Source organism: Arthrobacter pascens, assembly GCF_030815585.1.
In the GTDB taxonomy this organism is placed as follows: Bacteria; Actinomycetota; Actinomycetes; order Actinomycetales; family Micrococcaceae; genus Arthrobacter; species Arthrobacter pascens_A.
In genome coordinates, this window is the sequence record NZ_JAUSWY010000001.1 from 3,905,788 (window position 1) to 3,929,059 (window position 23,272).

Sequence of the window (23,272 nt, forward strand, 5' to 3'; positions counted from 1 at the left end):
GAAAGCGTCCCGGGCCACTGAAAGGAGGCCGCAATGACTGGAAACCTCTACCGGGGCCAGGCCGGCCTGCCGTTCTCCTCAACGCTCCGGGTCTACGAACCGCTGGACGCCTTCCCGGAGGACCAGCGCGAAGCCATCCAGGCCGCCGGCGCACGCACCGCCTCCCGCGCAGCCGTGGAAAACGCCGAGCTGCTGGCGTCCCTCGGCCGGATCACCAGACCCGGAGGGGACCCCTTTCCCACCGGGCGCACGGATCTGGTCCGGGTAACCACCGCACCCCATGCCCCACCAGACGGTGCCCCAGCAGCGGAAGCGCCCGACGGCGGCGCTGGCTCTCGTTCTGGATCTGAGGCGGGCGCTGGTTCAGGCTTAGAGCCCGTCCTGCTGTACTGCCCCAGCCAGCTGGTGCTGCGCGCCGGACTGGCGGCCAATGCGCTGATGGAAGGGATCCACGGCCCGCTTGCCGAAATGCTGATTCCGGAGGAACAAAGGGACAAGCACCAGGAGCGGATCGACTTGGTCAAGGCCCGGGATGGTGCCATCCGGGTGCACACCCGCGCCTCCACCTGGGGAATCCCTTTCAGCTGGTTCTCCCTGTTTATGGAGAACGACCGCAAGGATGTGGTGGAATCCGGCGGCCGGATCCTCACCGTCAGGGTGTGGGCGTCCATCACCGAGGCCATGGAGCGCGCCCGCTACGCTGTAGCGAACCTGGCCCTGGCGGCACCGGACCTGGACATGCTGGACGATCTCGCCCAGCTGACCGAGTGGCTGGAGCAGTTCCACGTCGCTTCCATGGTGGAACTCGATTACGGGGCGGTAGCGGACAAGGTGTACCCGGACGAGTCACCGATGGACATCAGGCTGGGCATCGAGTGCCTGGCGGAAGGCGACATGACCGGAGCCGCGGCAGCCTATCGCCGGCTGGCGTCCCGCTGGATCCCCATCCGGCAACTGGCCCGCGCTTCCTAACCTCCGCTTTCTAAAAGGTGCCTGCTAGGCGGGCGGCGCCGCCGTCGTGCGTCTGACGATGAGCTCGTGGGGTGCGACGGCGGACCGCACCGCTCCGGCAGCACCGTTCAGTTCGTCAAGAAGCATCTTGGTGGCCAGCTCGGCCTGTTCGTCAGGCCGCTGGCCCACGGTGGTCAGACCCATGGCGTCAGCGAAGTCGTGGTTGTCGATGCCCACGACGGAAAGTTCCTCCGGCACGCGCACGCCAATCCGGGTGGCTTCGAAGATGACCCCCATGGCCATTTCGTCACTGGCACAGAAGATGGCTGTGGGTTTAGGGCCGGGATTGGCCCAGAGCCGCCGGAAGGCCTCCTGGCCGCTCTGGACCGTGAAATCGCCCCACTCATCCCATTCGGGCCTGGTAGGCAGGCCAGCTGCGGTCATCACATCCTTGAATGCCAGGATCCGCACGCGGGGAACGTCGAAGTTAAGGTCGGTTTCGTCGTCGCCATGCAGGAGAGCGATGTCGCGGTGCCCCAGATCAATCAGGTGCCGCACAGCTGTTGACGCGGCGGCGTAGTCGTCGATGCCGATGTAGGCACATTCCTCGACGTGGCCGCCCACCACCACCAACGGGATGTCGATCTTCTGGAGGTGTTCAAGCTCATCGTGCGTGAGAGCCATACAAAGAACCAGCAGCGCATCGATCTGCTTGTAGACCATGGTCTTGCTGAAAAGCCGTTCGCGGTTGCTGCCGTGCCCGCCCAGATTGAACAGCGAGAGGTTGTAGTGGCGTGCGTGCAGTTCCCTGTCCGCACCCTCGATGGCCTTGGAAAAGAACCAGCGGCTCACGAAGGGGGCCAGCACTCCGATGGTTTTGGTGCGTCCCGTGGCCAGTCCGGAAGCGGATGAAGAAGCCACGTAGCCCAAAGCGCCGGCCACCTCAAGAATTTTCTCCCGGGTGGCCGGCGAAACCCTGGGCAGTCCCCGCACGGCCCTGGACACGGTGGCGGTGGATACCCCCGCAGCTGCAGCTACGTCCTCTATGCTGACGCCGCTGTGGCCGCCCCGCTGTGCCCTGTCCGATGTCCGTGCCACGGTGTCCCCTTTGTCGACTCCATGCAGGCGTCCGCTATGCCCTGCGATACCCCCAGGCCATAGTATTTTGCGCGTCCTCCTGCTTCGCAGTGTTACCTCTGTGCCGGCTATCGGCAGTTGAGGATCAGCCCTTGAGTCCGCCCGAAAGAAGGCCCCTGACAAAGTAGCGCTGCAGCCCGAAGAAGACAGCCAGCGGAACAATGATGGAAACAAACGCTGCCGCTGGGTTCAGGTAGTCCCTTGCCCCTCGTGTTCCGGAGATCTCTGCCAGGCGTTGTGTAATGGGAGCTACGTCTGCCGTCCCACCGGAGAAGACCAGTGCCACGAGCAGGTCGTTCCACACCCATAGGAACTGGAAGATCGCGAGCGACGCCAGAGCGGGCACGGACAACGGCAGGATAATCCGCCAGAAAATTGTCGTGTGGCCTGCCCCATCCACCTTGGCAGCTTCGATCACTTCGCCCGGGATCTCCGAGATGAAGTTGTGCAGCAGGAAGATGCCCAGGGGAAGCCCGAACATCGTGTGGGCGATCCAGAGCTGGGCGTATGACCCCGGCGGAATCTGAAGCACCTGGGTGAACAGCGTCAGCAGCGGGATGAGGGCCATCTGGAGCGGGATGATCTGCAGTGCGAAGACAAAGATGAACGCGGCCTCACGGCCCTTGAAATTGCCCCACGCGAAGATATAGGCCGCCATGGATGCCAGCACCAGCACAAAGACAGTGACCGGGATCACGATCGCTATGGAATTCGCGAAGTACTGGGAAAGGTTGGCCGACTGCGAGCCGGCCGCCGCGGTCACGTCAACGTAGTTCTTGAACGTGAACTGCCAGTCGCCAAAGAAGTTCCACCAGCCATCGGAACGCGGACCCACCTGCTTGGCTGCCGGGCGGAAGGACGACACAAGGAGGCCGAACGTCGGGATGGTCCAGACCGTGGCGATAATGACGGCGGCGGCTGTTGCCCAGCGTGAGGTCAGTTTGGACTTGACCCTGCGCATGATCGGCTCGGAATCCTCAGGCGAACCGTTCGGCGGCAGGCCACCGCGGGTCTTGGTGCTCGAGGCGTTGGCAGCCTCATCCGGCGCTGGCATGACGGTCATCGGATTTCCCTTTGCTGACGAAGGACACGGGCGTTGTACACCACAATGGGCAGGACGAGAAGGAAGAGGATAAGGGCAAGGGCCGCACCCCTTCCCGGTTCGCCCGCGCGGAAGGCCTGGGTGTACATCTCATTTGCCACCACTGACGTGTCATAGTTGCCAGCAGTCATGGTGCGGACGATGTCGAAGACTTTCAAGGTGGCGATGGTGATGGTTGTGAGCACCACCACCAGGGCTCCGCGGATGCCCGGGACTGTAACGTTGCGGAACTGTTGCCAGGGATTGGCTCCATCCAGGCGGGCTGCCTCAACGAGTTCCACCGGAACTCCCTTGATCGCGGCAGAGAGGATCACCATGGCGAACCCGGTCTGGATCCAGACCATAACAATGATGAGGAAGATGGTGTTTTCCGGGGCGTCCAGAAGGAATTGTTTAGGGTCCATCCCCAGGGCGACCCGCAGGTAATTGATGACACCAGTCTGTTCGATGCCGGGGCCGCGGTAGTCATAAACGAGCTTCCAGATAATGCCGGCGCCAACGAATGAGATAGCCATTGGCATAAAGACCAAGGCCTTAAGGACCCGCTCGCCCCTGGCTTTGTCAATGAAGACCGCGTAAGCCAGACCGAAGCCTGTGGCCAGCAGCGGCACCAGCACTGTCCAGATGACGGTGTTGCGCAGAGTGGCGAGCGCCTCCGGCTGCGTGAACATCCAGACGAAGTTATCTACTCCGTTGGGCTGGCCCTTCGCGTCCGTGAATGCAAGAAGGGACGTCTGGAGTGCCGGATAAACCAGCCCCACCAGCATCAGAATTGCCGCCGGTGCCAGAAACCCGACGATTGTTACCTTGTCCTTGGCTGATTTGGGGGCTCTGTCCACAAGCAGCATGATCAGGCCAATAATTGCGGCAAATGCCGCCAAGGCAATCACGACTTGGAGAAACTTTCCTCCGATAAATTCCATAGCCCAACCTCCGTGGTGTGCGTGGATCAGTACGTTTGGGGTTGACGCTGCGCCCCCGGGACTTATGTCTCAGGGGCGCAACGCGAAGGAGGTCAGCTCTTCGGCCAGCTGTTCTCAACGCTGTCGGCAACCTGCTTGGCCGGAGTTCCGTTGACCCAGGCAACGATGCCCTTCCAGAAGGAGTTCGAGCCTACTGCGCCGGGCATCAGGTCAGACCCATCGAAGCGGAAGACGGTGTCCGGATCCTGCAACAGGGCGATCGACTGCTTATCCAGCTCCGACTGGGCGTTCGCCGGGTCCAGGCCCTTGTTTGCACTGACGGCACCGCCAAGCTTGACCCGGGTGTTGGCGAAATCAGCGCTCGCCATATATGCCAGGACCGCCTGGACCTCGGGGGTGTCCTTGTAGGCGCCTACCATCTCGCCGCCACCGTTGATTGCCTTGCCCTTGCTGGCGTCAATCGGCGGGGCCATGAACGCCCAGACGTCACCTTCCGGGGCAACCACGGTTCCTTCAGGCCAGTTGGCCGCCTGGAAGCTCGCCTGGTGATGCATAGCGCACTGCCCATCAAGGACCGGCTGGCCTGCCTGCGCGTATCCGGTGGTCAGGATGGAACGGACGTCGCCGAAGCCGCCGTTGACGTACTTGGGGTTCAGCAGGATTTCCCCGGTCTTATTCATTGCGTCCACGATCTTGGGGTCGTTGAAGGGAATCTGGTGGCTGACCCACTGGTCATAAACCTCGGGTCCCTGGGCGCGGAGGACCACGTCCTCCACCCAGTCAGTGCCCGGCCAGCCCGTGGCCTCCCCCGCTTCGAAGCCGGCGCACCACGGCTTCATGGCGCCGTCATCGGCGATCTTCTTCGTCAGGGTCATCATCTCGTCCCACGTCTTGGGGACCTCCCAGCCGTTGTCCTTGAAGGTCTTCGGCGCGTACCAGATATATCCCTTGACGTTTGCCAGCATGGGCGCGGCGTAGAAAGTACCGTCGACAGTGCCGTACTTCTTCCAGTCCGCGGACCAGTTCTTGTCAACCAGATCAGATACAGCCTTGGGGGCCGGCTTCAGGTTGCCTGCCGTAGCCTGATCAGTCAGCAGGCCGGGCTGCGGGAAGATGGCGATGTCCGGCGCGTTTCCTGCTTTAGCCCGGACGCCGATCTGGGTCTCGAACTCCTTGCTTCCCTCGTATTTGATTGTTGCTCCAGTGCACTCTTCAAACGGTGCAAAGGTGGTTTCCAGGCTCGTGGCTTCGGTGTCGACGATGCTGGCATAGACGGATACGGTTTTCCCGTCGAGCTTGCCGTAGCTTTCGTAAGCAGCGCAATCAACGCCCGTCGCCTGACCTCCTCCGCCTCCGCTGGGGCCGCATGCCGTGAGGGATAGTGCCAAGGCCCCGGTAGCAGCTACCGGAAGCAGGTATTTGCGGTTTTTCATGCTGATGACTCCTCGCTGAGTTACAGAAAATAACAACAGGTGCGTTTGATGTGGTCGGCATCACACTAATAAGAACCTCTCGGGAAATGCAAGCGCTTACACGCCGTGGCGCACAGGCGTGTCCAAAACGAGACCTTAGCCGCGAACGCCATCCGGACCTCCGCCGCCGTCCGGCGACCAGTTGGTGGACTAATCCCCGGCGACTTGTGGATCCTCCGCACGGACAAGAAAGGACGCCGCGCTGCCGAGGTAGCGGGGCGTCCTTCCATAGCAGGCGCTGGAGCCCGGGGGCTACTTGCCGCTCTTGAACAGCCCGGCGATCTTGGCGCCCAGGCCCTTCACGCCTTCGGTGACTTCGCCGGCCAGTTCCTTGGCGTTTTCAGTGACGTCGCCGGCCAGTTCCTTGGCGTTCCCGGCCACGTCTCCGCTAAAAAACTCCTTGACGTTCCCCGTGGCCTCGCCAGCAAATTCCTTGGCTTTCCCCGTAGCCTCGCCGGCGAACTCCTTGGCCTTCCCGGCCGCGCCTTCGATTCCGTCTTTGGCCGCTCCGCTGCCATTTACTTCTTCGCTCATGCTGTTCTCCTTGGTTTCCCGGCAATTCCATCCGGATGGTGGGTGCCCCGGTAACAGACGATGTCCGTCTGCATCAGGAAGATCAGTTGTCCCCCGCATCACACTATTCCCACAGGCCCCACTGTGCGCAACACCTTGGCCGGCCGCGAGTCACGGAGGCACATTGACATGACAGCAGCGGCGGGCTCGCGGTAATGCGCTCGAAGGAGAAGGCTCCGGTGAGCAATTGCCCTAGCGGACGCGCTCGGCCCGACTGAACCGTGTCCGGGCACCGGCCCCAATATGGATCAGCACGGGGGTCCGTTTACCAACCACTGTGTCCAAGGCATCCACCAACGCGGCAACTTCAGCCGCCAGGAGGTGCGGCGCAACCCCCTGGCGCGGCTGGAGCCTGACCTTCAACGCGGGGGCGCCGCGGACTTCATAGGTAGCCACGGTGGCGGCAGCCAGGTCGGGGCGTTCGGCAAGGGCGTGCTTCAGGGCCTGCTCTGCTACACCCCCACCGATCCGTACGTCCCCTGCCACAGTGCCAGGGTCATATTCCACCACCAGCAGGTTGCTGCGGCCTTTTCCCTGCTGGGCAATCCAGGCCACCATCAGCCCGATCAGCACCAGAAGAGCAAGGGCTATCACAATCCATAGCCAGCTTTCCGGGCGGCCTGGGAATCTGGTGCTGTTGAAGGCCTGGTTGATTCCTGTCCAGACTGAACCGGACCAGGAATGCCACCAGGAGGCGACGGCGGGAACCGTGGCCAACAGAATCAGCAGCAGTCCCACAGCCAGCAGCTTGATGCCGAGGATGCCGATCAGGACCCGGTTAAGTAGCGCCGGAGTGCTGTTCATGCGCCAATCACCCCCGACGTTGACACATTTACTCGGACTTCCGGCAGCGGAACCAGTGCCATTTCACGGAGCTCTTCCTGGACCGCGGCAAGTACTGAGCTTTCCTCAACCGGCACCCCTGATGTTGGACGGACGCTCACCGTGACCTGCCGCTGGGAAACCACCACCATGACCTGTTCAGGCGTGACATTCGCGGCGAGCCGGGCGCTGCGCGCCAGCGCGGACGCGATGACCTCGTCATCCACCACTACCGAAGGGATGTTTCCACCCCCTGCTGCCTGGCCGTTTTCCGCCGACCCGATTTCCGCTGACCCGTTGTCCGCCTGGCCGTTGTCTGAATCCGGACTTCCTCCGGCAGCAAGTGCATATGCACGGCTGTCCAACAGGTGCCTGGCACGCCTGCCCGGCAGGACCGCGTTGAGGACAAAGACCAGCCCTGCCATGGCCACCACCGCACCGATGACGCCAAGAAGCAATGGCGGGATGCCGGCGGGCAGCGCCACGATGCGCTCTGCCGCCAGCTGGGGCTCGATCAGCCACGCCGGCTGGCCAATCGCGTGTACTGCCGCCTCGAGGAGTCCGTAGGCAGCCAGCGCCATCACGAGGACGGCTGCCACGGTTGCGACCGCTGCCCGTGACGAATGTGTTTCCCGGTACAGGATCCTGCGCATGTCTGGTCCCTGGTCCCCTGGCACCTTATTCTCTGGCCCCCGGCTCATCGGACGCGGCCTCCTTCACTGACGCGGGCGCCGCTGATCCGGATATCCACCCTGCTCAGGCGGGCGCCACTGAGTGCCGTGACAGTAGCCAGGATCTGGGCTTTCGCGGTGATTGTCCGTTCCCAGATGGACCCCCCGAAGGCCGCCACGCGGCCGGCGTCACGGACAACGGCCTTCAGCGGCGGAATTCTGATCGGTGCGACGAGGGACAGGGCCAGCATGCCGTCGTCGTCGGACCAGGCAGCCCGTACATCCTGGGCTTCCACACCCAGCGCCTCCGCCGCCGCCGCTCTGGCGAGGCTGGTCAGGGCCTGGGTGCTGATGCGGTTATGGCCGCTGAGTACCTGCCCCCGCAGAGCCGGTGCGGGCGAGCTCATGAGGAGGAACGCCGGCCGATAATGGCATCCAGGACGCCGCGCAGATCCAGTTTCCCTTCCGCAGCACGGCCCAGCAGGGCTCCGATGGCCATAAAAAGCAGTGAAACCAGGAAGCCCCACAGCCCAAACTGGAAGGACATAAACGCCACAAAGGCACCGACGGCGATTCCCACTACGGTCAGGTTCACAGCAGTGCCTCCCTCTCTGAGATGCCGGGCGCGGCGGATTTCACCGGCGGAACCACGTAGACATCGGTGATTTCGACATTCACTTCGATGACCTGGAGGCCAACAAGTTCCTCGACGGCCCGGTAAACGGCGGCTCTGACCTGGTCAGCAAGGGAATGCAGCGGCGTGCCGTACGTGGCCACCAGATTGATGTCGACGGCCACCTGGGTTTCGCCGACCTCGGCATGAACCCCCGCCGCATGGTCTGAGCTGCCCACGGCGTCCCGGATGGCACCGAGCGCACGGGAGGACCCGGAACCCAGGGAATAGACACCGGGCACTGCACGGGCGGCGATGCCGGCAACCTTGGCTACGGCAGTTTCAGAGATGACGGTGCGGCCGTGTCCTGGGACAGGGTGCTGTACCTGGCCGCCGGCAACGTGATTATGGACGCCCGCATCGGGTTGTGGGTTCTGGTATTCCATCAGGCACTCCCCCTTCTGTTGGTCCCAACCCTATCCCCTGCCTGGGACAACATGCTGGAATGCGCAGCAAGTCAGGCCGGCAGGTTCCGCCCGGTCAGGGTAAATCCTGCATTTCCGCCATCGCTGAACACCGATGCGTCCGTGTCGGCCCACTTCGGCAGGAACAGGTCCGTGATGACCACGCCCTGGTCGGGAGCGAACACCTCCACCGAGGACGAATCCAACAGGATCCGCAACTTCAGTTTTCCGTCCACCAAGGGCACCTTGGCCCCGTGGTAGGGACTGAATTTGGCCGAGAAATTGGCAGTCCCTGCCGCGGACCGGTCGATTCTCAGGTTGCCGGAGTGCGGCTGGTAACTGATCCTCAGCCCATCCTGGCCTTCCGTTGAACCGCCGGGTGCTGAACCTGCTGCTGAACCCCGAAGTACGATTCCTGCTTCGGCCGCACCGTCCGGTTTGAGTTCAACATCCAGGAGTTGGGATCTGGACGAGAAGGCTTCCCCCAACGGCTGGCTGCCATCGTCGACTTCCAGGCGCCGCTCCGAGGCGGGCTCGCTGGACAGCACTGCAGCCGGAACGGAGGCGATGGACGAGCGCAAGGCCGGCTTACCGCCGTCGTCGGTTGACAGCGTGAGTTCGCGGGGAATCGCCATGGCACCACGCCAGGGTGTGGTGGGCATTTTCTGGGCGTAGTCCCAGTTGCCCATCCAGCCGAACAGGACGGGTTTGCCGCCGGGGGCGGCGGAGATGGTGGTCGCCGCGTAGAAGTCCGCGCCGTAATCGACCCATTGGTGGTCCTGCAGCGGAGCGTCCGGAGGAGCGGCCCCTTCCGACCGGAACGTCACGCCGTCGAAATCGCCGGTGAAGTACTGCATCCCGGAGCCACCCGCGATACCGCCGGGATTGATGCTGACCAGCATCACCCAGCGCCGTTCAGTGCTGCCTTCCACCGGGACTTCCAGGAGCTCGGGCATCTCCCACAGCCCGCCCTGGGCGCCCACACCGGAAAAGTCGCTGAGAAAGTCCCAGTGCAGCAGGTCTGTGGATTTATACAACTTCACCACGTGGTCGTCGGCCACCACCGTAGTCATGACCCAATATTGGCCAGGCTCGTACCAGGTGACCTTGGGGTCGCGGAAGTTCGGCGACGCGGGCTCAAGGTTCAGGACGGGGTTGTCCCGGTGCTTCTTCCAGGTGCGCCCGTGGTCCAGGCTGTAGGCCACAGACTGGGCCTGGGAGCCTTTGGGCAGCGGGGCGTTGTCCTTGTAGGCACTGGTGTAGAGGGCAACCATGGCGGGCTCATCCTTGCTGCCGAGCCCCGACGTGTTGTCCGCATCCACCACGATTGAACCGGAGAAGATCTCCTCTGTATCCGTGGCCTCCATGGCCACGGACTCTTCCGTCCAGTGCACCAGGTCCGTGCTGGTGGAGTGGCCCCAGGACATGTTGCCCCAGTCGTTGCCCTTCGGGTTGTACTGGTAGAAGGCGTGGTAGGTGCCGTTTTCATTGACCAGGCCGTTGGGGTCGTTCATCCAGTTCTTGGACGGCGTCAGATGCGCGGCCGGGCGCCATGGTTCAGCGGCCGACGGTGACGCACCGTCCCGCCTGCTCCGCTCCTGACCGTCGCCGGGAGGGGTGCAGCCGGCGGCGATCACCGCCAGGAGCAGTGCGACGACGGCGGCCAGCGCCTGCCTGCCAGACCTGCGCCTGTCCGGGCTGCACGGGAGCGCCCGGGAAGCGGTGGAGGAGAACATGGAGATCCTTAACTTGAAGGCGGGAACGTCCGTGGGTTGCACGGACGTCCCCGCTTATTGGTTTGCCGCTCCGGTAAGGGAGCCGCGTGCCTACGTGAGGCTAGGGGTCACTTGTAGTGGCCTTCGCCGCCGACGCGGACGTTGGTGGGCAGGTAGCCGAACGGGCCGAGGCCGTTCTGGCCGAAGCTGCGGTCAACTGCCGAGATTCCGTTGCGGAAGTTGATCTTCACGGTGGGTGACAGGGAACCGCCGCGAACGCCGTTCACGTTGTCGATGAAGGACTGCACCAGGCCGCCCGGCTGCACGTAGTGCGAGTAGGCCTGGAACTGGCGGCCGTTCTGGTTGGCGGTGGGTTTTTCCGGGGACTCGGACGGAAGGTTCAGGTCCGTCGGGGACCCCAAGGCCAGGCCGCTGTTGTTCATCGGCTGGTAGTCGGAACGGACGCCGTCGCCAACGAAGCCGTACACACCGTCGGGCCCGCGCATACCGGCGGCGTAGGTGAACTGGTGGCTGATGGTGAACAGGTAGTACTTGTTCTTGCCGCCCTCGTTCTGGATGAAGATCTGCGGACGCTCAGTCTGGTCATTGACGCAGTTGGCCGACAGGAGGGGAGGCAGGAAAGACCACTTGGTCAGGTCCTTGTTGTCCGCCACGGCCAGGCCCACATTTGCCGTCTGGAGGTTGGCGCCTGAGCTGTTGACCTCGTCCAGGTTCTCAGCATTCGGGTCGCCGGGCTGGTAACCCAGGTCCTCTTCCTTGCACTCGTAGTCTCCGCGCGTGCCGCCGGTGTTGCCTTCGAAGACCATGTAGGTTTTTCCGGGATGGGCCGGGTCCTCGAAGGTGTAGGGGTCACGGAAGGCGAAGCCGGGGTTCTGGTCCTTGTTCTGGTACATCTTCCCGTCAGGTTCGAGCAGTTTCGTGTGCTCGAAGCCGTCGAAGGTCACGCCGTTCTGGTCCGCGTGGATGTTGCCCAGCGCCTTCGCAATGGCAGCGTCCGGCGGCGTCCCTCCCCGGCCCGCGTTCCGCTCGGCCACATCGTCGAAGGTAGTGGCGGTGTAGAACACGTTGACGTGGTTGCCCTGCATCAGGCGGGTGGAGCCTGACCATTCGGTGTTGCCGATGGAAGCGCCGTCAGCAAAAATATGTCCGCCGTAGTTCCACTTGTCCTTGGCCGGATCAGCGTTGGTCTTCCGGAAGAAGTACCCGATCCGGGCGTTCCAGTGCCGCTGGTCGAAGCCGTAGCCGGCGTTCCGGTCGGCAACAAGGGAGAAGACGACGTCCCAGCCCTTGTAGCTGATCTGGTTGGCGTTCTCATCCGTCAGCGACCAGGTGTCCCACACCCAGACGTCCTCGTTCATGGTGGGGAAATCCTCAGGGATTTCCGGCATGGTGACGTCCGGACTCATGGAATTCTCACCGGGAGCCACAGTGGAATCGCTTTGCGCCATGATCTGCTTGGCGTCCGCGCGGGTCCACTTCGAGGTGAAGTCCGACGCCGGGTCGTGCGCCTCCTGAGTGTGCTCGGAGGGGAGGGGGAACCCGGGAGTGGGTTCCGGCATCTGCTGGCTGGCCGGCGGGTCCGACGGTTCGTTCGCCTGGGCCGAGGGGACGGCCAGGAAGGCCGAGGCCACAACCGCTGCCGCCAGTGCTGCGGCGGCGGGGCGCCACCGCAGCATCCGGGGTGATTGGGGGTGCTTGTGCATGTTTGCTCTTCTCGCGGAGTTGTAACTGTTCGTGGAAGACGGGCGTATGCCCTATGCCTCGAAACTCCGGGCGAACGCGACGACACCACAGGAGTCATCGAGGACGCCGTCGTGTCGAGGGGTAAGGGGCTCGGTAACCCCCGTATGGCGGCGCAGGTGAATCGTGAATACCTGGCCCTCTTCTACGCTAGGCAGGCAGGCGACAGCACCACAAACCGTGTTTCACAACCAAAATTCAACCTGTCTGACATTTGATGCAAGCGCTTACATCATCTCAGGGCGCGCGCGTGACATAACGGTTTAGCGCAGTCAAATGTTGCGTGCGAATGTGACTTTGTGAGCAGATTCACGTCCCATTTACCCCTCACAACTGTCCCCCGGCCCGGATATTCTCCCGCTCTCAAAATATCCAGGTGTCGCTTCCATCGCCGGGTCCTGGACTGTTTGTATCTGACGGTCAGCTGTCAGCAATTATTGGCCCTGTCCGCCTGGGCCTATCGGAACCGCAGATCAGTGAAAGCTCGACTTGCCGTGGCAGGATCGGCGATGCTCCTCGTGCTCACCGGCTGCGACGGCGGATCGATTGTCAACGCCACTCAACAGGCTCCTGGCAACCCCACAGGTGCGGCGCCCACGACAGCTTCTTCAGAACCGCGACGGACCACCAAGCCCAGGCACGTACACGTCCACGTCCACGGCCACGGCCGACGGGGGCGGCACAGGGAGACTGCAGGTTCCTGGACCGGCAGCCCTCAGAGTTTCACAAAGTCGGGAAAAATTCTCCACACTGCACAGGAACTGACAAAAGCGGAACGGAAGATGCGATATTCTGCGGCGCTGTGCCCTTCCGGTCAATTTGCTGGTGTGCAGTGATCGGATGTCCTGCTGTAAGGCTTGCGAGTGTCTGGACACCCAGCGCACCCATCTCCTCGAAGGGCTACTGGCGGGCAGGTGGAGCCCTCCGCACAGCTCAAAGCTGGGCGGTTTCTCACCAACGTCGCAACACGCTCGATTTAAAGGCAACCACATCGCTCGATTGCACTGGGCCCTTACGAGGCGTCTCAAGAATCTCCGGGCAGCTGACTCCCTTGTCAATTCATGTGTAGCTGTCCCCGATGAGTAAGGCTGTCCGTTCGTGCCCCATCTGGCGAAGGTGTCGAGCTGCCGCTGGGAGGAGTTGTTGTTCATCCACCCGCACGCTGTTCCCGTGGGGAACGCGTCCGCCGATCGCGACGCGGGGAAGGGATGATCCTTAGCTGGGCGGCCGCTCTGCCTTGTTCAGTGGTATTCCCGAGGGTGATGACGGCATCCACGTGGTTGGAGCTTGACCCCAACGCGGAGTCCTCATCGTTCGGATTTGTGAGGACAACGCTAAGGCTGTAGTTCCGGGATGTCAGGGCACGCGTGGCACCTTCGAGTGCCTTGGAGTAGAACCAGTGCCGCACCGTCGGTGTGACGACAGCGACGGTGCGGGATCTCCCCGTCGCCAGTGCCGCCGCCGAGGGCGAAATGGTGTAATCCATAGCGGCAGCGATTGCGGAGACCCTGATTCTGGTAGCAGGCGCGGCACTGGAAGGTTGCCGCAGAGCCCGTGACACTGTTGCTGTCGAGACTCCGGCTGCCAACGCGACGTCCTTCATGGTGACGGTTGTCTCTGCCGCCCGTCGAGGATATGGGCGCACGACGACCACCTTCCCTGTTCAGACTGATTGATTGGCTGGCGTGGGAGGGCCTCATGTCGGGCCCTACAACTCCATCGGTTGAGAATTTAGGGGAAGAGGTTCCGAGCTCCTCCAAAGATCTCAGCCATGGTCCAGGCATCGAAGGAGAGCAGCCTCACGGTACCCTCGGCGGCAAGGCTCACGTTCTCACCGGCCAGAGTCGGGTAAACACGGGCGGTGAGCGGCTTACCGTTGGCGAAAATTTCGACGGCGGATCGGTCCACCAGGACGCGCAAGTGCACCCGGCCGTCGGGCATCGGGAGCGGTCCGGACTTGTCGTCGACATCAACGGTTGGATCGAGGCTGCTCTGAGTCCGGTCGAGGCGGAGTGTGCCTTGGCCGTCGCCTTCAGTGGTCCGGCGCAGCTCGATGACTGTTTCCTCCTTGGATTTGTTGGAGACGCCGTCAGCCGATCCCAGCAATCCCAGTCGCAGCACAGCACCAGGCTCGAGCTGCACATCCAGTTCGAGGTCCAGTTGGCTGCCAGACACCCCGGTAGCCACAGGTGCCCCGGTAGCCACCAGCTCCTGTCCGGGCAGGCCCACATGGTCCCGGCGCAGCTTCTCGATTTCGGGCACGGGTGCGAAACGGAGGGTTCCGTCGTCGGCCAGGGTGGTGACGCGGGGCAAACTCATGACGCCGGCCCACCCGGCCTCCACCATCGCGGCGTCGCTGCGGCCCTCCTGAAGCCAGCCAAACATGATGCGTCGGCCGGCCTCATCCTGGAATGACTGCGGCGCGTAGAAGAACCGTCCACCGTAGTCGAGCCGATGCAGCCCGGCGGGCTCGAAGGAGTCTCCCGAGTAGCGGCCGGTCCAGTACAGCGGGTGGCGGGTGTCGCCGTCGTCCCATGCGGAAAAGACCAGCACATCGGTCGCGTGCCCAGAAGTAGGAACCGTACCCAACGATCCCTCGCCCGCCCGGAACAGGTCCACGCATTCCCACATGGTCCCCGTCCAGTCGGTGTCGGCAGGATCACCCTGTGAGGCGTCGCCGATGAACAGCGGCCCGACGTATTCCCAGGAGCGCAGATCCTCCGACTCGTACAGGAACGCCGTGCCGCCGCGCCCACGGATGCCCGAACCCACCAACTGCCGCCAGATGGAACCCTCACGCCACACGCAGTGGTCGCGATACGCCGTGATGTCCACCCCTGCCGGCGGGGCTGCGATCACCGGGTTCTGAGGCAATTTGCTCCAGCTCAGCAGGTCTGCGGATCCCACGGCCACGCAGGGCAACTCCTGCTCGCCTAGCCGTCCCGAGTACACCAAGGTGGGCGTGCCGGCGTCGTTCACCAACACCCCCGACCAGCAGCCGTCGGCGTCGGGGCCTGCGGACGGTTCCAGCGCCACCGGCTGGTCCGTCCAGTGGACGAGGTCGGTGCTGGTGGCGTGGCCCCACTGGATGCGGTGGTGGAAGGCGCCTTCGGGGTTGTACTGGTAGAAGAGGTGGTAGGTGCCGTTCCATTGGCTCACGCCGTTGGGGTCGTTCAGCCAACCGGCCGGGGAGACGAAATGGAAGCGCGGCCGCAGGGGGTCCGCAGCGGCGCGGGCAATCAGTTCGTCCTGGGGTACGGTGGCGAGCGGGTGCGTCGATTCAGTCATGCGGAGGCCTCGTTGTCGGTTGGTTCAGTTGCCAAGGCGTGGCCGCCGGCGCCAGCCTGCGGGCGGTAGAGGTGGCAGCGCACCCAGTGGCGGTTTTCGGGGTCGCCCACGTGGTGGCGAACGGGTTCCTCGGCCGAGCAGGCCTGGTTTGGGTCGCCATCGTAAGTGCAGGTGGTCGAAGCCATCACAGCCTGGCGCAGCTCGGCCCGGCGGACGGGATCGTAGGAGCCCGCCCGGGCCGGATCCGGGACGGCCGAGACCAGCAGCTGCGTGTACGGGTGGGCCGGGTTGGCCAGGAGATCCAAGGACTCGCCCTCTTCAACGAGCTCTCCCGCGAACATGACCGCAGTCCGGTCCGCCAGGTATCGGGCCGAGGCGAGGTCGTGTGTGATGTAGAGCATGGAGATTCCCTGCTCATCGCGGAGTTTGCGCATCAGGTTCAGCACGCCGATCCGGACCGAAACATCCAGCATGGAGGTGGGTTCGTCGGCGAGGATGACCCGTGGTTCCACGGCAAGGGCCCGGGCAATCGCGACTCGCTGGCGCTGCCCGCCGGAGAGCTCGTGCGGGTAGGAGTTCAGCATGTCGGCCTGCAGGCCCACGGTGGTCATGAGCTCCTCGAGTCGCTGCTGCGTCTCTGTCTCGGAGCTGCCGCCCTTCCGGTGGATCGCTAGCGACCTCCGCAGGAAGTGCTCCACTCTGTGGGCAGGATTCAGCGAGCCGAAGGGATCTTGGAAGACCATCTGCAGTTGGGAGCGGAAGGCTCGCGATGCCTGGAAGCGGTCGCGCTTGAGGACGTCGACGCCGTCGATCAGGATCTCGCCGGAGCTCGGCTTTTCCAGCCGGGCAACGCAGCGGGCCAGAGTGCTCTTACCCGACCCAGACTCTCCCACGAGGGCCACGATTTCGCCGCGGCCAATGGTCAGGTCCACGCCGTGCAGGGCCCGGACGGAGTCCCGGGAGAACAAACCACCTATAGGGAAAGACTTTCCTAGTCCGCGGACCTCGAGGGCTGGAGCTTCGGTGTCGGCGGAGGGTCGCTGGGATGACAGTACAGCGTGGCTCATCGTGCGGCTCCTTCCATGATCGCGGTGTCAGCCGCTGAAGCGTCGGCACTGACAGGTGCCACGAAATGGCCCGGTGCTGCTTCGGTGAGGTCCGGGATGTTCCGGAACTTCACGCCGTCGGGCAGTCCCGTCAGCGGAACCCGCGGACCGGTGAGCGGCGGGAACGCGCCCATCAGCGCCTGAGTGTATGGGTGGCGGGGGTTGGCGTAGACGTCATGGGCTTTCGCGGTCTCCACGATCCGGCCGCCGTACATCACGGCCATGCGGTGCGAGAGCTCCACCATGAGCGACATGTCGTGGGTGATGAAGAGGACGGAGAACCCCAGTTCGCGTTGGAGTTCCTTGATTTGGGCCATGATTTCCTGCTGCACCACCACGTCCAGCGCGGTGGTGGGCTCGTCCAGGATCAACAGGGACGGCTTGAGCGCCACGGCCATCGCGATCACGGCGCGCTGCCGCATGCCGCCCGAGAGCTGGTGCGGGTAGGACTTGAGACGCGCGGGGCCGATCCTCACCAATTCAAGCAACTCACCGGCACGCCGCAGCGATTCCTTGCGCGAGTAGCCCGCATGCGTGGTGAAAATATCCACGATCTGCTCGCCGATGGTCAGCACCGGGTTGAGCGAGTTCATGGCCGACTGGAACACCATGGCCACGTCCTGCCAGCGGAAGCGCCGCAGCTCCTCCGGGCTCATGGCCAGGACGTCCTTGCCGCCGAAGGAGATGCTGCCGCCGGCGATCTTCGCGGGATCCTTCAGGAGCCGCATGATCGAGTTGGCGATGGTGGACTTCCCACAGCCGGACTCGCCCGCCAGCCCGAACACCTCACCGGTGCCGATGCTGAAGGAAACACGGTCGACGGCGGTGGTCGAGCGGGTGTCGCCGATGTACTTGACGGTGAGGTTCTTGACCTCCAGGACGGGCTCGTGGGAGCCGAAGGAAACTTGGGAGACTGTCACTTGGCGGCGCTCCTTTCGGTAATTTTTGGGGTTTTGATCTTCCGCAGCCGCGGATTAGTGACCTCGTCCACGGCGTAGTTGATGAGCGCCAGTGCGAACGCGACCAGCGCGATGCAGACACCCGAGGGAACAAAGACCCACCAACTGCCGGTCAGTAGGGCCCCCTCGTTGCCGGCCCAGAAGAGGTTGTTGCCCCAGGAGACGGTGCTGACGTCACCCAGGCCAAGGAACTCCAGGCCTGCCTGGGCGCCGATGCCGTAGATCACGCAGGCCAGCAGGGTACCCATGACGATCGAGGCCATGTTGGGCAGGATCTCCCGGAACATGATCCGGCCCGCCCGTTCGCCGGACACCACGGCCGCGGCCACAAAGTCCTTTGAGCGGATGGACAGCGCCTGAGAGCGCAATACACGTGCCGACCCGGCCCAGCCGGTGACCACGAGGACCAGGATCACGGTTCCCAAACCCGGCGGCAGGAACGCTGCCAGGATGACAAGGAGCGGCAGTCCCGGCAGGAGCAGGAAGACGTTGGTCACCAGGGACAGTGCTTCGTCAATGAACTTGCCAAAGTACGCCGAGGCCAGGCCCACCAAAATGCCGATGAAGGTGGATGCGAAGCCCACAGTCAACCCGACGAACAGGGAACTGCGGGAGCCGTGGACAGTCAGGGCAAGCACGTCCTGACCTTTGGCCGTGGTGCCGAGCCAGTGCTCGGGAGACGGTTCCAGCGAGGCCATCGCGGTGATCCGCGACGGGTCTCCGGGGAACAGCACGGGGGCCAGCAACGCAAGCGCGATGAACATAAGCATCACGATCATGCCCACCAGGGCCTTCTTGTTGGTGATAAGTCCGTGGACGAAACTGCGGTTGGGTTTGCGCGCAGCTGTGGGCTCAGTGGGCTCAGTGGGCTGCTTCAGAATTGCGGTTGTCATGATGGGTCCCTCAGTTGCTGCGCACGCGCGGGTCGAGGCGGACGTAGAGGATGTCCACCAGGAAGTTCGCCAGCAGCACGGCGCCGGTGATGGTCAGGAACAGGCCCTGCATAAGCGGGTAGTCGAGGCCTTGGACGGCGTTGAGGAGTTGGTAGCCGACGCCGGGGTACGCGAACACCACCTCGGTGAGCAGCGCACCACCCACCACGAAGCCCAGCCCCATGCCGAAGCTCGTGACCGACGGGAGCATGGCGTTCCTTGCCGCATAGCGGAGCATGATGCGGCCCGGCCGGAGACCCTTGGCCTCGGCCATGGTGATGTAATCCTCCGAGTTCGTGGCGATCATGGTGTTCCGCATGCCCAACATCCAGCCGCCAATGGATACCAGCACAATCGTCAACGCCGGCAATACAAGGTGCGCGCCGACGTCGCCGATGAACTCCCACGTGAACGCGGGCTCCAGGCCGTCGGTGAACGCGTGGCGGATGGGGAACCAGCCCAGCACTACTCCGAACAGGTACAGCGCACCCATCGCGAGCCAGAAGTACGGGAAGGAACCGATGAACACCAGCACCGGCGGCAGCGCCGAATCAATGGCTCCGCCGCGTCGCCAGGCTGCCAGGATGCCGAGCAGGTTGCCCACGACGGCGGCAATCACCAGCGCGGTCCCGCCCAGCAGGAGAGTCCAGCCGATCTGGGACGAGATGACCTCGGTGACCGGCGTGGGGAAACGGGAGATCGAGATGCCCATCTGGCCCGTGAGGACGTTGTGCATGTAGCCGATGTATTGCTCCCAGAGGGGCCGGTCATCCACGCCGAGCAGCTTGCGCAGCGCCTCGATCTGCTCGGGCTGCATTCTGTCCTGGGAGCGGGCGAGCATGCGGGAGACGGGGTCCCCGGGCATGAAGCGCGGGAGCAGGAAGTTCAGGGTGATGGATGCCCAGAAGGCGATGAGGTAGAAGCCCAGGCGGCGAAGGATGAAGTGCACGGTTTCCCTCCATTTCGGGAATTGTGGAACGTTTGGGGGCACGCCCGGCAGGGTTGTCCCTCGATGAGGCGAGGCGCCGCCGGGCGTGCAGTTCAGGGCTGGTCGCCGGGGATGCCGGCGACCAGCCCACTGGGGGCGGCTACTTGCGCGGTTCCAGCGTGGTCAGCACCAGGACGGTGGTGGGTGCACGGACCGAGAGGGTTGCGTACGGGTTGTCCTGGGTGGGCCAGCCGGTGAAGCGGGTGTCGTTGTAGGCACCCCATTCCGGGCTGGAGAAAAGCGGGACCAGCGGAGCGGCGTCGTTGTACTCTTCCTGCAGCTTGTTGGCGATGTCCTTCTGCTTGGACTCGTCGGACTCGGCCGCGAACTCGGCCAGCAACGCGTCAGCCTTGGTGTCTCCGAAGCGGTGGTAGTTGTCGAACGTCTTGGTGCCCACCGGCTTCACGGTCGCTGTGCCCATGGACGTGCTGAAGTACTTATAGGGGCTGGGGTCGTTGGCACTCCACACAATGCCGGAGTCAAAGTCGCCGGTCCCATAGCCAGCCACCACGGCAGCCCAGTCCGGTGAGTCCACCTTGACCGTCACGCCAACTTCGGCGAGGTTCTGCGAGATCACGTTGGCAACGGAGAGCCAGTCGGACGACGTCGCGCCCACGGAGATCCTGAACTCAAACGGCTTGCCGTCCTTGAGCGTGCGCTTGCCGTCAGTACCCTTGGGGTAGCCGGCCTTGTCCAGGAGGTCGTTTGCCGCCTGCACATCAAGCTTGGTCCAGGTGCAGCTGTCCTTGACCTCGTTGTTCTTCCAGGTTTCGTAGTTGCCGGAGAGTCCCGTGCAGTCGGCGGGCTTGGCGTAGCCGCTCATGCCGATCTTGGTCACCTGATCACGGTCAACAGCCATGCTCAGCGCCTTGCGGACGTCGACGTCGTTGAAGGGGGCCTTGGTGGTGTTGAGCTGCCAGTTGATCATGGAACCCGTGGCCGGGAACCAGTACTGACGGTGTTCCTTGTCCTTTGAGACGAACGTCTTTTCAATGTTCGGAATGTACTGCGGAGCCCAGTCCACGTCGCCGTTAGCGGCGGCGAGGTTGGCGCCATCGTTCCCCGCAAAGGCCAGCATCTTGATACCGGGGATCTTCTGCTTTTCCGGCTGCCAGTAGTTGGGGTTCTTCTTCAGCACGTAGGACTGGGCCTGGAAGCTGTCCACCTCGGTGTACGGGCCGGTACCGACCGGCTTCGCATTGGCGTCCTTCTCCGGGTCGGCAAGCGCGGACCAAATGTGCTTCGGCAGGATGCTGAGCTGTCCGACCTCGTAAAGGGCCGGCGACCATGGCTTGTTGAAGTTGAACGTGACCTTGTTTCCTTCGGCGGTCACCGTCTCCAGGTACTCGAAACCGCCCTTAATCTTCTTCTGCAGTTCGAAGGTGTAGGCCACGTCGTCGGCCACCAGCGGCTGACCATCGGACCACTTCACGCCGTCGCGCAAGGTGAAGGTGACGGACTTGCCGTCTTCGGCGGCCTTCCACTCCGTGGCGAGCCACGGCACGGTGTCTCCCTTGGCCGGGTTGAAGATCAGCAGGGATTCATAGATCGACTGCTGGACCATCGGGTTCACATTGGGCGCGAACGGGTTGAAGTTCTGCACGAACGTACCCATGTCCTCACGCGGAATGGTCAGGAAGGCGTTCGCGTTCGCTCCGGCGTCGGTGCCGGCGGACTTGTTGACGGTGGCGGCGCAGCCAGTCAGCAGCATTGCGCCCACAGCCAGTCCGGCCGCTGCAATGCGGGCAGACCTCAGGTATCGGAGTTGTGTCATGATGGGTATCTCTTTCCTATCTTCATCAGCAAGGTGAAGGGGTGGGTAAGGGTTAGCTCTTCGGAACTTGATTTCGCGGTCAGACCGAAGAGCGTTCTAGCAGCGGACAGTCGACCATTTGCTGATGTGCGGTGATCGGCTGTCCTGCTGTAAGGCTTGCGAGTGTCTGGACACCCAGCGCACCCATCTCCTCGAAGGGCAACGCAACCGTGGTCAGTTTTGGCCTGAGGTAGGCCGCAATGAGTTCCTGGTTGTCGAAGCCGATCACGGCGATGTCTTGGGGGATGGCGAGTCCGCGCTCCTTGATGGCGTCATACGCGCCCATAGCCATCCGGTCGTTGAGGCAGAACAGGGCAGTTGGCCTTTGATCTTTCGGATAACGGTCCAGGATTTCGCAGGCTGCCTCGTAGCCCCCATCCGCCGTCGCATATCCGGACACCACCAAATCCGGATCCAGTTCCAGCCCGACGTTCGCGAGTGCTTCGCGTGCACCCTCCAAACGCCCGACGGCTGCGGGGATGTTGGGGTCCAGATTGATGACTCCGATTCTGGAGTGGCCTGCCTGGAGCAAGCGCTCGACGGCGACCCGGCCGCCGGAGCGCTCGTCAGGGACAATCGAGGGCAGCTTCCCGTCCGCGTCGAAGCAGTTGATCAGAACAGTGGGCACCTCATTGGCGCTTTTCGGAACGTGCACGCCGCGGTGGAAGGTAGCCGCGTAGAGAAGCCCCTCCACTCTTTGTTCCAGCAGCTTTTCAACGGCGGCATCTTCCAAACCCTGGTTCGGCCCCACGGCATCGGCCTGGTCTGAGGGGGCGATGAGCAGAAACCTTCGGTCCAGCCAGGCCTGGTCCTGGGCGCCCTTGATGATGTCCACCGCGAACGGGGCCGTCACGATCTCGGTGACGAGTCCGTACCAATCACTGCGCTGGGAAGCCAGTGCGCGTGCCCCGGCGTTCGGGCGGTAACCCAATGCCTTCACGGCGTCGTTGATGCGGGTGCGCGTTTCCTCAGAAATGCTGGCGTTTTCGCGGTTGCTCAGCACGAACGAGACGGCGGTGCGTGAGACTCCCGCATGCTTGGCCACATCGGCCATGGTCACGCCGCGCTGTGCCGGGGCCGCGGCCGCCGATGGGGTGTTCGCCATTGAATGCTCCGAATTCCTCGCCCTGCTGACCGAAAGGGCCAGTGGTAGTAGTTAGTAACGCGCGTTACTTTTGCCTGTGATTTAGGTTACGCGCGTTACCTCTGCCGTGTCAACGGGCAATTTGAAAAACTTTCCACGGGCCTCAGTGCTCCCCTTGTGGCAAGCGCCCGCGCGGACTACTTGAGGACGCGCAGATTTCCCGCGGACACGGAAATGGCCTGGCGACACCCGAATTCGCACGTCGTGGAGGTATTCGCGTGTCGCGGGACCGTTTGCGCGTCGACAGCGAACGTCAGGCTTGGGCGGCACCGCTGTGGCGAACAGATCGGCCTGTCACGGGGCAATGTAAACAAGGGGTCGGTGGTTAAAGAAGAAAAGCACCAGTTCCGAAGAACTGATGCTTCCCAGTGGTGGCTCCGACCGGCGTCGATCCGGTGACCTTTCGATTTTCAGTCGAACGCTCTACCAACTGAGCTACAGAGCCTAGGTGACTAGTCACCATGACAGCCGGAATTTCTTCTGGCAATCAGAGCGACCCTGACGGGACTTGAACCCGCGACCTCCGCCGTGACAGGGCGGCGCGCTAACCAACTGCGCTACAGGGCCTTGCTTTTATTGCTTCCGCAGTATCGCTACCGCTTTTTTTCAAGGCTTCCAGCCTACCAGACTTTTCCATCCGGCCTGACCAGCTCCTTGCGTACCCCCAACGGGATTCGAACCCGTGCCGCCGCCGTGAAAGGGCGGTGTCCTAGGCCGCTAGACGATGGGGGCCAGAACCCGTTCGGAACAAAAGAAAAGGCTTCGGGCCGACGCCTTCAGTCTTTGTCCTTTGCTGTTCCTCCGAACTGGACTCTAAAACTATAGGGCCTCTGCAGGA

General features: G+C 63.3%; 21 protein-coding genes and 3 tRNA genes. 1 reads left to right on the forward strand and 23 read right to left on the reverse strand.

All coding sequences use genetic code 11. The annotated features are described in order from the left end of the window. Positions 1-33: 33 nt before the first annotated feature. Positions 34-972, forward strand: coding sequence for a hypothetical protein (locus QFZ30_RS18005; RefSeq protein ID WP_307078545.1), 939 nt, complete (start codon positions 34-36; stop codon positions 970-972). Positions 973-996: 24 nt separating this feature from the next. Here the strand turns inward: QFZ30_RS18005 and QFZ30_RS18010 are convergent, their stop codons facing one another. The 23 genes from QFZ30_RS18010 to QFZ30_RS18120 form a co-directional block, all read right to left on the reverse strand. Further along, positions 997-2,049, reverse strand: a complete 1,053-nt coding sequence (locus QFZ30_RS18010) for a LacI family DNA-binding transcriptional regulator (RefSeq protein WP_307078547.1) — start codon at positions 2,047-2,049, stop codon at positions 997-999. A 124-nt stretch (positions 2,050-2,173) separates the two neighbouring features. Further along, positions 2,174-3,151 (reverse strand): carbohydrate ABC transporter permease, encoded by a 978-nt coding sequence (locus QFZ30_RS18015; protein WP_307078549.1) that lies wholly within the window; start codon positions 3,149-3,151, stop codon positions 2,174-2,176. Beyond that, positions 3,148-4,113, reverse strand: coding sequence for a carbohydrate ABC transporter permease (locus QFZ30_RS18020; RefSeq protein WP_307078551.1), 966 nt, complete (start codon positions 4,111-4,113; stop codon positions 3,148-3,150). Before QFZ30_RS18020 ends, QFZ30_RS18015 begins: the two co-directional genes overlap by 4 nt. Before the next feature lie 92 nt (positions 4,114-4,205). Next, positions 4,206-5,546 carry an ABC transporter substrate-binding protein gene (locus QFZ30_RS18025; protein ID WP_307078553.1) on the reverse strand — a complete coding sequence of 447 codons (1,341 nt, stop codon included), beginning with the start codon at positions 5,544-5,546 and terminating at the stop codon, positions 4,206-4,208. Between the two features lie 291 nt (positions 5,547-5,837). Beyond that, positions 5,838-6,119, reverse strand: coding sequence for a hypothetical protein (locus QFZ30_RS18030; protein WP_307078555.1), 282 nt, complete (start codon positions 6,117-6,119; stop codon positions 5,838-5,840). 231 nt (positions 6,120-6,350) lie between these two features. Continuing rightward, positions 6,351-6,962 carry a hypothetical protein gene (locus QFZ30_RS18035; RefSeq protein ID WP_307078557.1) on the reverse strand — a complete coding sequence of 204 codons (612 nt, stop codon included), beginning with the start codon at positions 6,960-6,962 and terminating at the stop codon, positions 6,351-6,353. Further along, on the reverse strand, positions 6,959-7,681 hold the full coding sequence (locus QFZ30_RS18040; RefSeq protein WP_307078559.1) for a hypothetical protein: 723 nt from the start codon (positions 7,679-7,681) through the stop codon (positions 6,959-6,961). Before QFZ30_RS18040 ends, QFZ30_RS18035 begins: the two co-directional genes overlap by 4 nt. Next, a complete protein-coding gene (locus QFZ30_RS18045) occupies positions 7,678-8,058 on the reverse strand; it encodes a hypothetical protein (protein ID WP_307078561.1) in 381 nt (126 codons plus the stop codon). The genes QFZ30_RS18040 and QFZ30_RS18045 overlap by 4 nt, the downstream gene beginning before the upstream one ends. Next, positions 8,055-8,246 (reverse strand): hypothetical protein, encoded by a 192-nt coding sequence (locus QFZ30_RS18050; protein WP_131133405.1) that lies wholly within the window; start codon positions 8,244-8,246, stop codon positions 8,055-8,057. The genes QFZ30_RS18045 and QFZ30_RS18050 overlap by 4 nt, the downstream gene beginning before the upstream one ends. Continuing rightward, a complete protein-coding gene (locus QFZ30_RS18055) occupies positions 8,243-8,710 on the reverse strand; it encodes an Asp23/Gls24 family envelope stress response protein (protein ID WP_307078563.1) in 468 nt (155 codons plus the stop codon). The genes QFZ30_RS18050 and QFZ30_RS18055 overlap by 4 nt, the downstream gene beginning before the upstream one ends. A gap of 71 nt (positions 8,711-8,781) precedes the next feature. Beyond that, a complete protein-coding gene (locus QFZ30_RS18060) occupies positions 8,782-10,464 on the reverse strand; it encodes a glycoside hydrolase family 32 protein (protein ID WP_307078565.1) in 1,683 nt (560 codons plus the stop codon). Positions 10,465-10,571: 107 nt separating this feature from the next. Beyond that, positions 10,572-12,167 carry a glycoside hydrolase family 68 protein gene (locus QFZ30_RS18065; protein ID WP_307078568.1) on the reverse strand — a complete coding sequence of 532 codons (1,596 nt, stop codon included), beginning with the start codon at positions 12,165-12,167 and terminating at the stop codon, positions 10,572-10,574. Between the two features lie 1,184 nt (positions 12,168-13,351). Continuing rightward, positions 13,352-13,849, reverse strand: coding sequence for a LacI family DNA-binding transcriptional regulator (locus QFZ30_RS18070; RefSeq protein ID WP_307078570.1), 498 nt, complete (start codon positions 13,847-13,849; stop codon positions 13,352-13,354). Positions 13,850-13,935: 86 nt separating this feature from the next. Next, on the reverse strand, positions 13,936-15,492 hold the full coding sequence (locus QFZ30_RS18075) for a glycoside hydrolase family 32 protein (RefSeq protein WP_307078571.1): 1,557 nt from the start codon (positions 15,490-15,492) through the stop codon (positions 13,936-13,938). Beyond that, positions 15,489-16,559 (reverse strand): ATP-binding cassette domain-containing protein, encoded by a 1,071-nt coding sequence (locus QFZ30_RS18080; protein WP_307078572.1) that lies wholly within the window; start codon positions 16,557-16,559, stop codon positions 15,489-15,491. Before QFZ30_RS18080 ends, QFZ30_RS18075 begins: the two co-directional genes overlap by 4 nt. Further along, complete coding sequence (locus QFZ30_RS18085; RefSeq protein ID WP_307078575.1) at positions 16,556-17,518, reverse strand: ABC transporter ATP-binding protein; 963 nt, start codon at positions 17,516-17,518, stop codon at positions 16,556-16,558. Before QFZ30_RS18085 ends, QFZ30_RS18080 begins: the two co-directional genes overlap by 4 nt. Continuing rightward, positions 17,515-18,450: an ABC transporter permease gene (locus tag QFZ30_RS18090; RefSeq protein WP_307078577.1), complete on the reverse strand. Its 936-nt coding sequence runs from the start codon at positions 18,448-18,450 to the stop codon at positions 17,515-17,517. Before QFZ30_RS18090 ends, QFZ30_RS18085 begins: the two co-directional genes overlap by 4 nt. 10 nt (positions 18,451-18,460) lie before the next feature. Beyond that, on the reverse strand, positions 18,461-19,438 hold the full coding sequence (locus tag QFZ30_RS18095) for an ABC transporter permease (protein ID WP_307078579.1): 978 nt from the start codon (positions 19,436-19,438) through the stop codon (positions 18,461-18,463). A 139-nt stretch (positions 19,439-19,577) separates the two neighbouring features. Then, complete coding sequence (locus tag QFZ30_RS18100) at positions 19,578-21,251, reverse strand: ABC transporter substrate-binding protein (RefSeq protein WP_307078581.1); 1,674 nt, start codon at positions 21,249-21,251, stop codon at positions 19,578-19,580. A 79-nt stretch (positions 21,252-21,330) separates the two neighbouring features. Continuing rightward, the gene (locus QFZ30_RS18105) at positions 21,331-22,395 is read right to left on the reverse strand and encodes a LacI family DNA-binding transcriptional regulator (RefSeq protein ID WP_307078582.1); all 1,065 of its coding nucleotides are present in this window, start codon (positions 22,393-22,395) and stop codon (positions 21,331-21,333) included. Between the two features lie 408 nt (positions 22,396-22,803). Beyond that, positions 22,804-22,879, reverse strand: a tRNA-Phe gene (locus QFZ30_RS18110). 48 nt (positions 22,880-22,927) lie between these two features. Next, positions 22,928-23,001 (reverse strand) — tRNA-Asp (locus tag QFZ30_RS18115). Positions 23,002-23,093: 92 nt separating this feature from the next. Then, positions 23,094-23,166 (reverse strand) — tRNA-Glu (locus tag QFZ30_RS18120). Positions 23,167-23,272: the final 106 nt, after the last annotated feature.

Excerpts from the sequence above, each read along its gene's own strand:
- QFZ30_RS18005 (WP_307078545.1), top strand. The coding sequence starts at position 34 with ATGACTGGAAACCTCTACCGGGGCCAGGCCGGCCTGCCGTTCTCCTCA.
- QFZ30_RS18015 (WP_307078549.1), bottom strand. The coding sequence starts at position 3,151 with ATGACCGTCATGCCAGCGCCGGATGAGGCTGCCAACGCCTCGAGCACC.
- QFZ30_RS18020 (WP_307078551.1), bottom strand. The coding sequence starts at position 4,113 with ATGGAATTTATCGGAGGAAAGTTTCTCCAAGTCGTGATTGCCTTGGCG.
- QFZ30_RS18025 (WP_307078553.1), bottom strand. The coding sequence starts at position 5,546 with ATGAAAAACCGCAAATACCTGCTTCCGGTAGCTGCTACCGGGGCCTTG.
- QFZ30_RS18030 (WP_307078555.1), bottom strand. The coding sequence starts at position 6,119 with ATGAGCGAAGAAGTAAATGGCAGCGGAGCGGCCAAAGACGGAATCGAA.
- QFZ30_RS18035 (WP_307078557.1), bottom strand. The coding sequence starts at position 6,962 with ATGAACAGCACTCCGGCGCTACTTAACCGGGTCCTGATCGGCATCCTC.
- QFZ30_RS18040 (WP_307078559.1), bottom strand. The coding sequence starts at position 7,681 with ATGAGCCGGGGGCCAGAGAATAAGGTGCCAGGGGACCAGGGACCAGAC.
- QFZ30_RS18045 (WP_307078561.1), bottom strand. The coding sequence starts at position 8,058 with ATGAGCTCGCCCGCACCGGCTCTGCGGGGGCAGGTACTCAGCGGCCAT.
- QFZ30_RS18055 (WP_307078563.1), bottom strand. The coding sequence starts at position 8,710 with ATGGAATACCAGAACCCACAACCCGATGCGGGCGTCCATAATCACGTT.
- QFZ30_RS18060 (WP_307078565.1), bottom strand. The coding sequence starts at position 10,464 with ATGTTCTCCTCCACCGCTTCCCGGGCGCTCCCGTGCAGCCCGGACAGG.
- QFZ30_RS18065 (WP_307078568.1), bottom strand. The coding sequence starts at position 12,167 with ATGCACAAGCACCCCCAATCACCCCGGATGCTGCGGTGGCGCCCCGCC.
- QFZ30_RS18075 (WP_307078571.1), bottom strand. The coding sequence starts at position 15,492 with ATGACTGAATCGACGCACCCGCTCGCCACCGTACCCCAGGACGAACTG.
- QFZ30_RS18080 (WP_307078572.1), bottom strand. The coding sequence starts at position 16,559 with ATGAGCCACGCTGTACTGTCATCCCAGCGACCCTCCGCCGACACCGAA.
- QFZ30_RS18090 (WP_307078577.1), bottom strand. The coding sequence starts at position 18,450 with ATGACAACCGCAATTCTGAAGCAGCCCACTGAGCCCACTGAGCCCACA.
- QFZ30_RS18100 (WP_307078581.1), bottom strand. The coding sequence starts at position 21,251 with ATGACACAACTCCGATACCTGAGGTCTGCCCGCATTGCAGCGGCCGGA.
- QFZ30_RS18105 (WP_307078582.1), bottom strand. The coding sequence starts at position 22,395 with ATGGCGAACACCCCATCGGCGGCCGCGGCCCCGGCACAGCGCGGCGTG.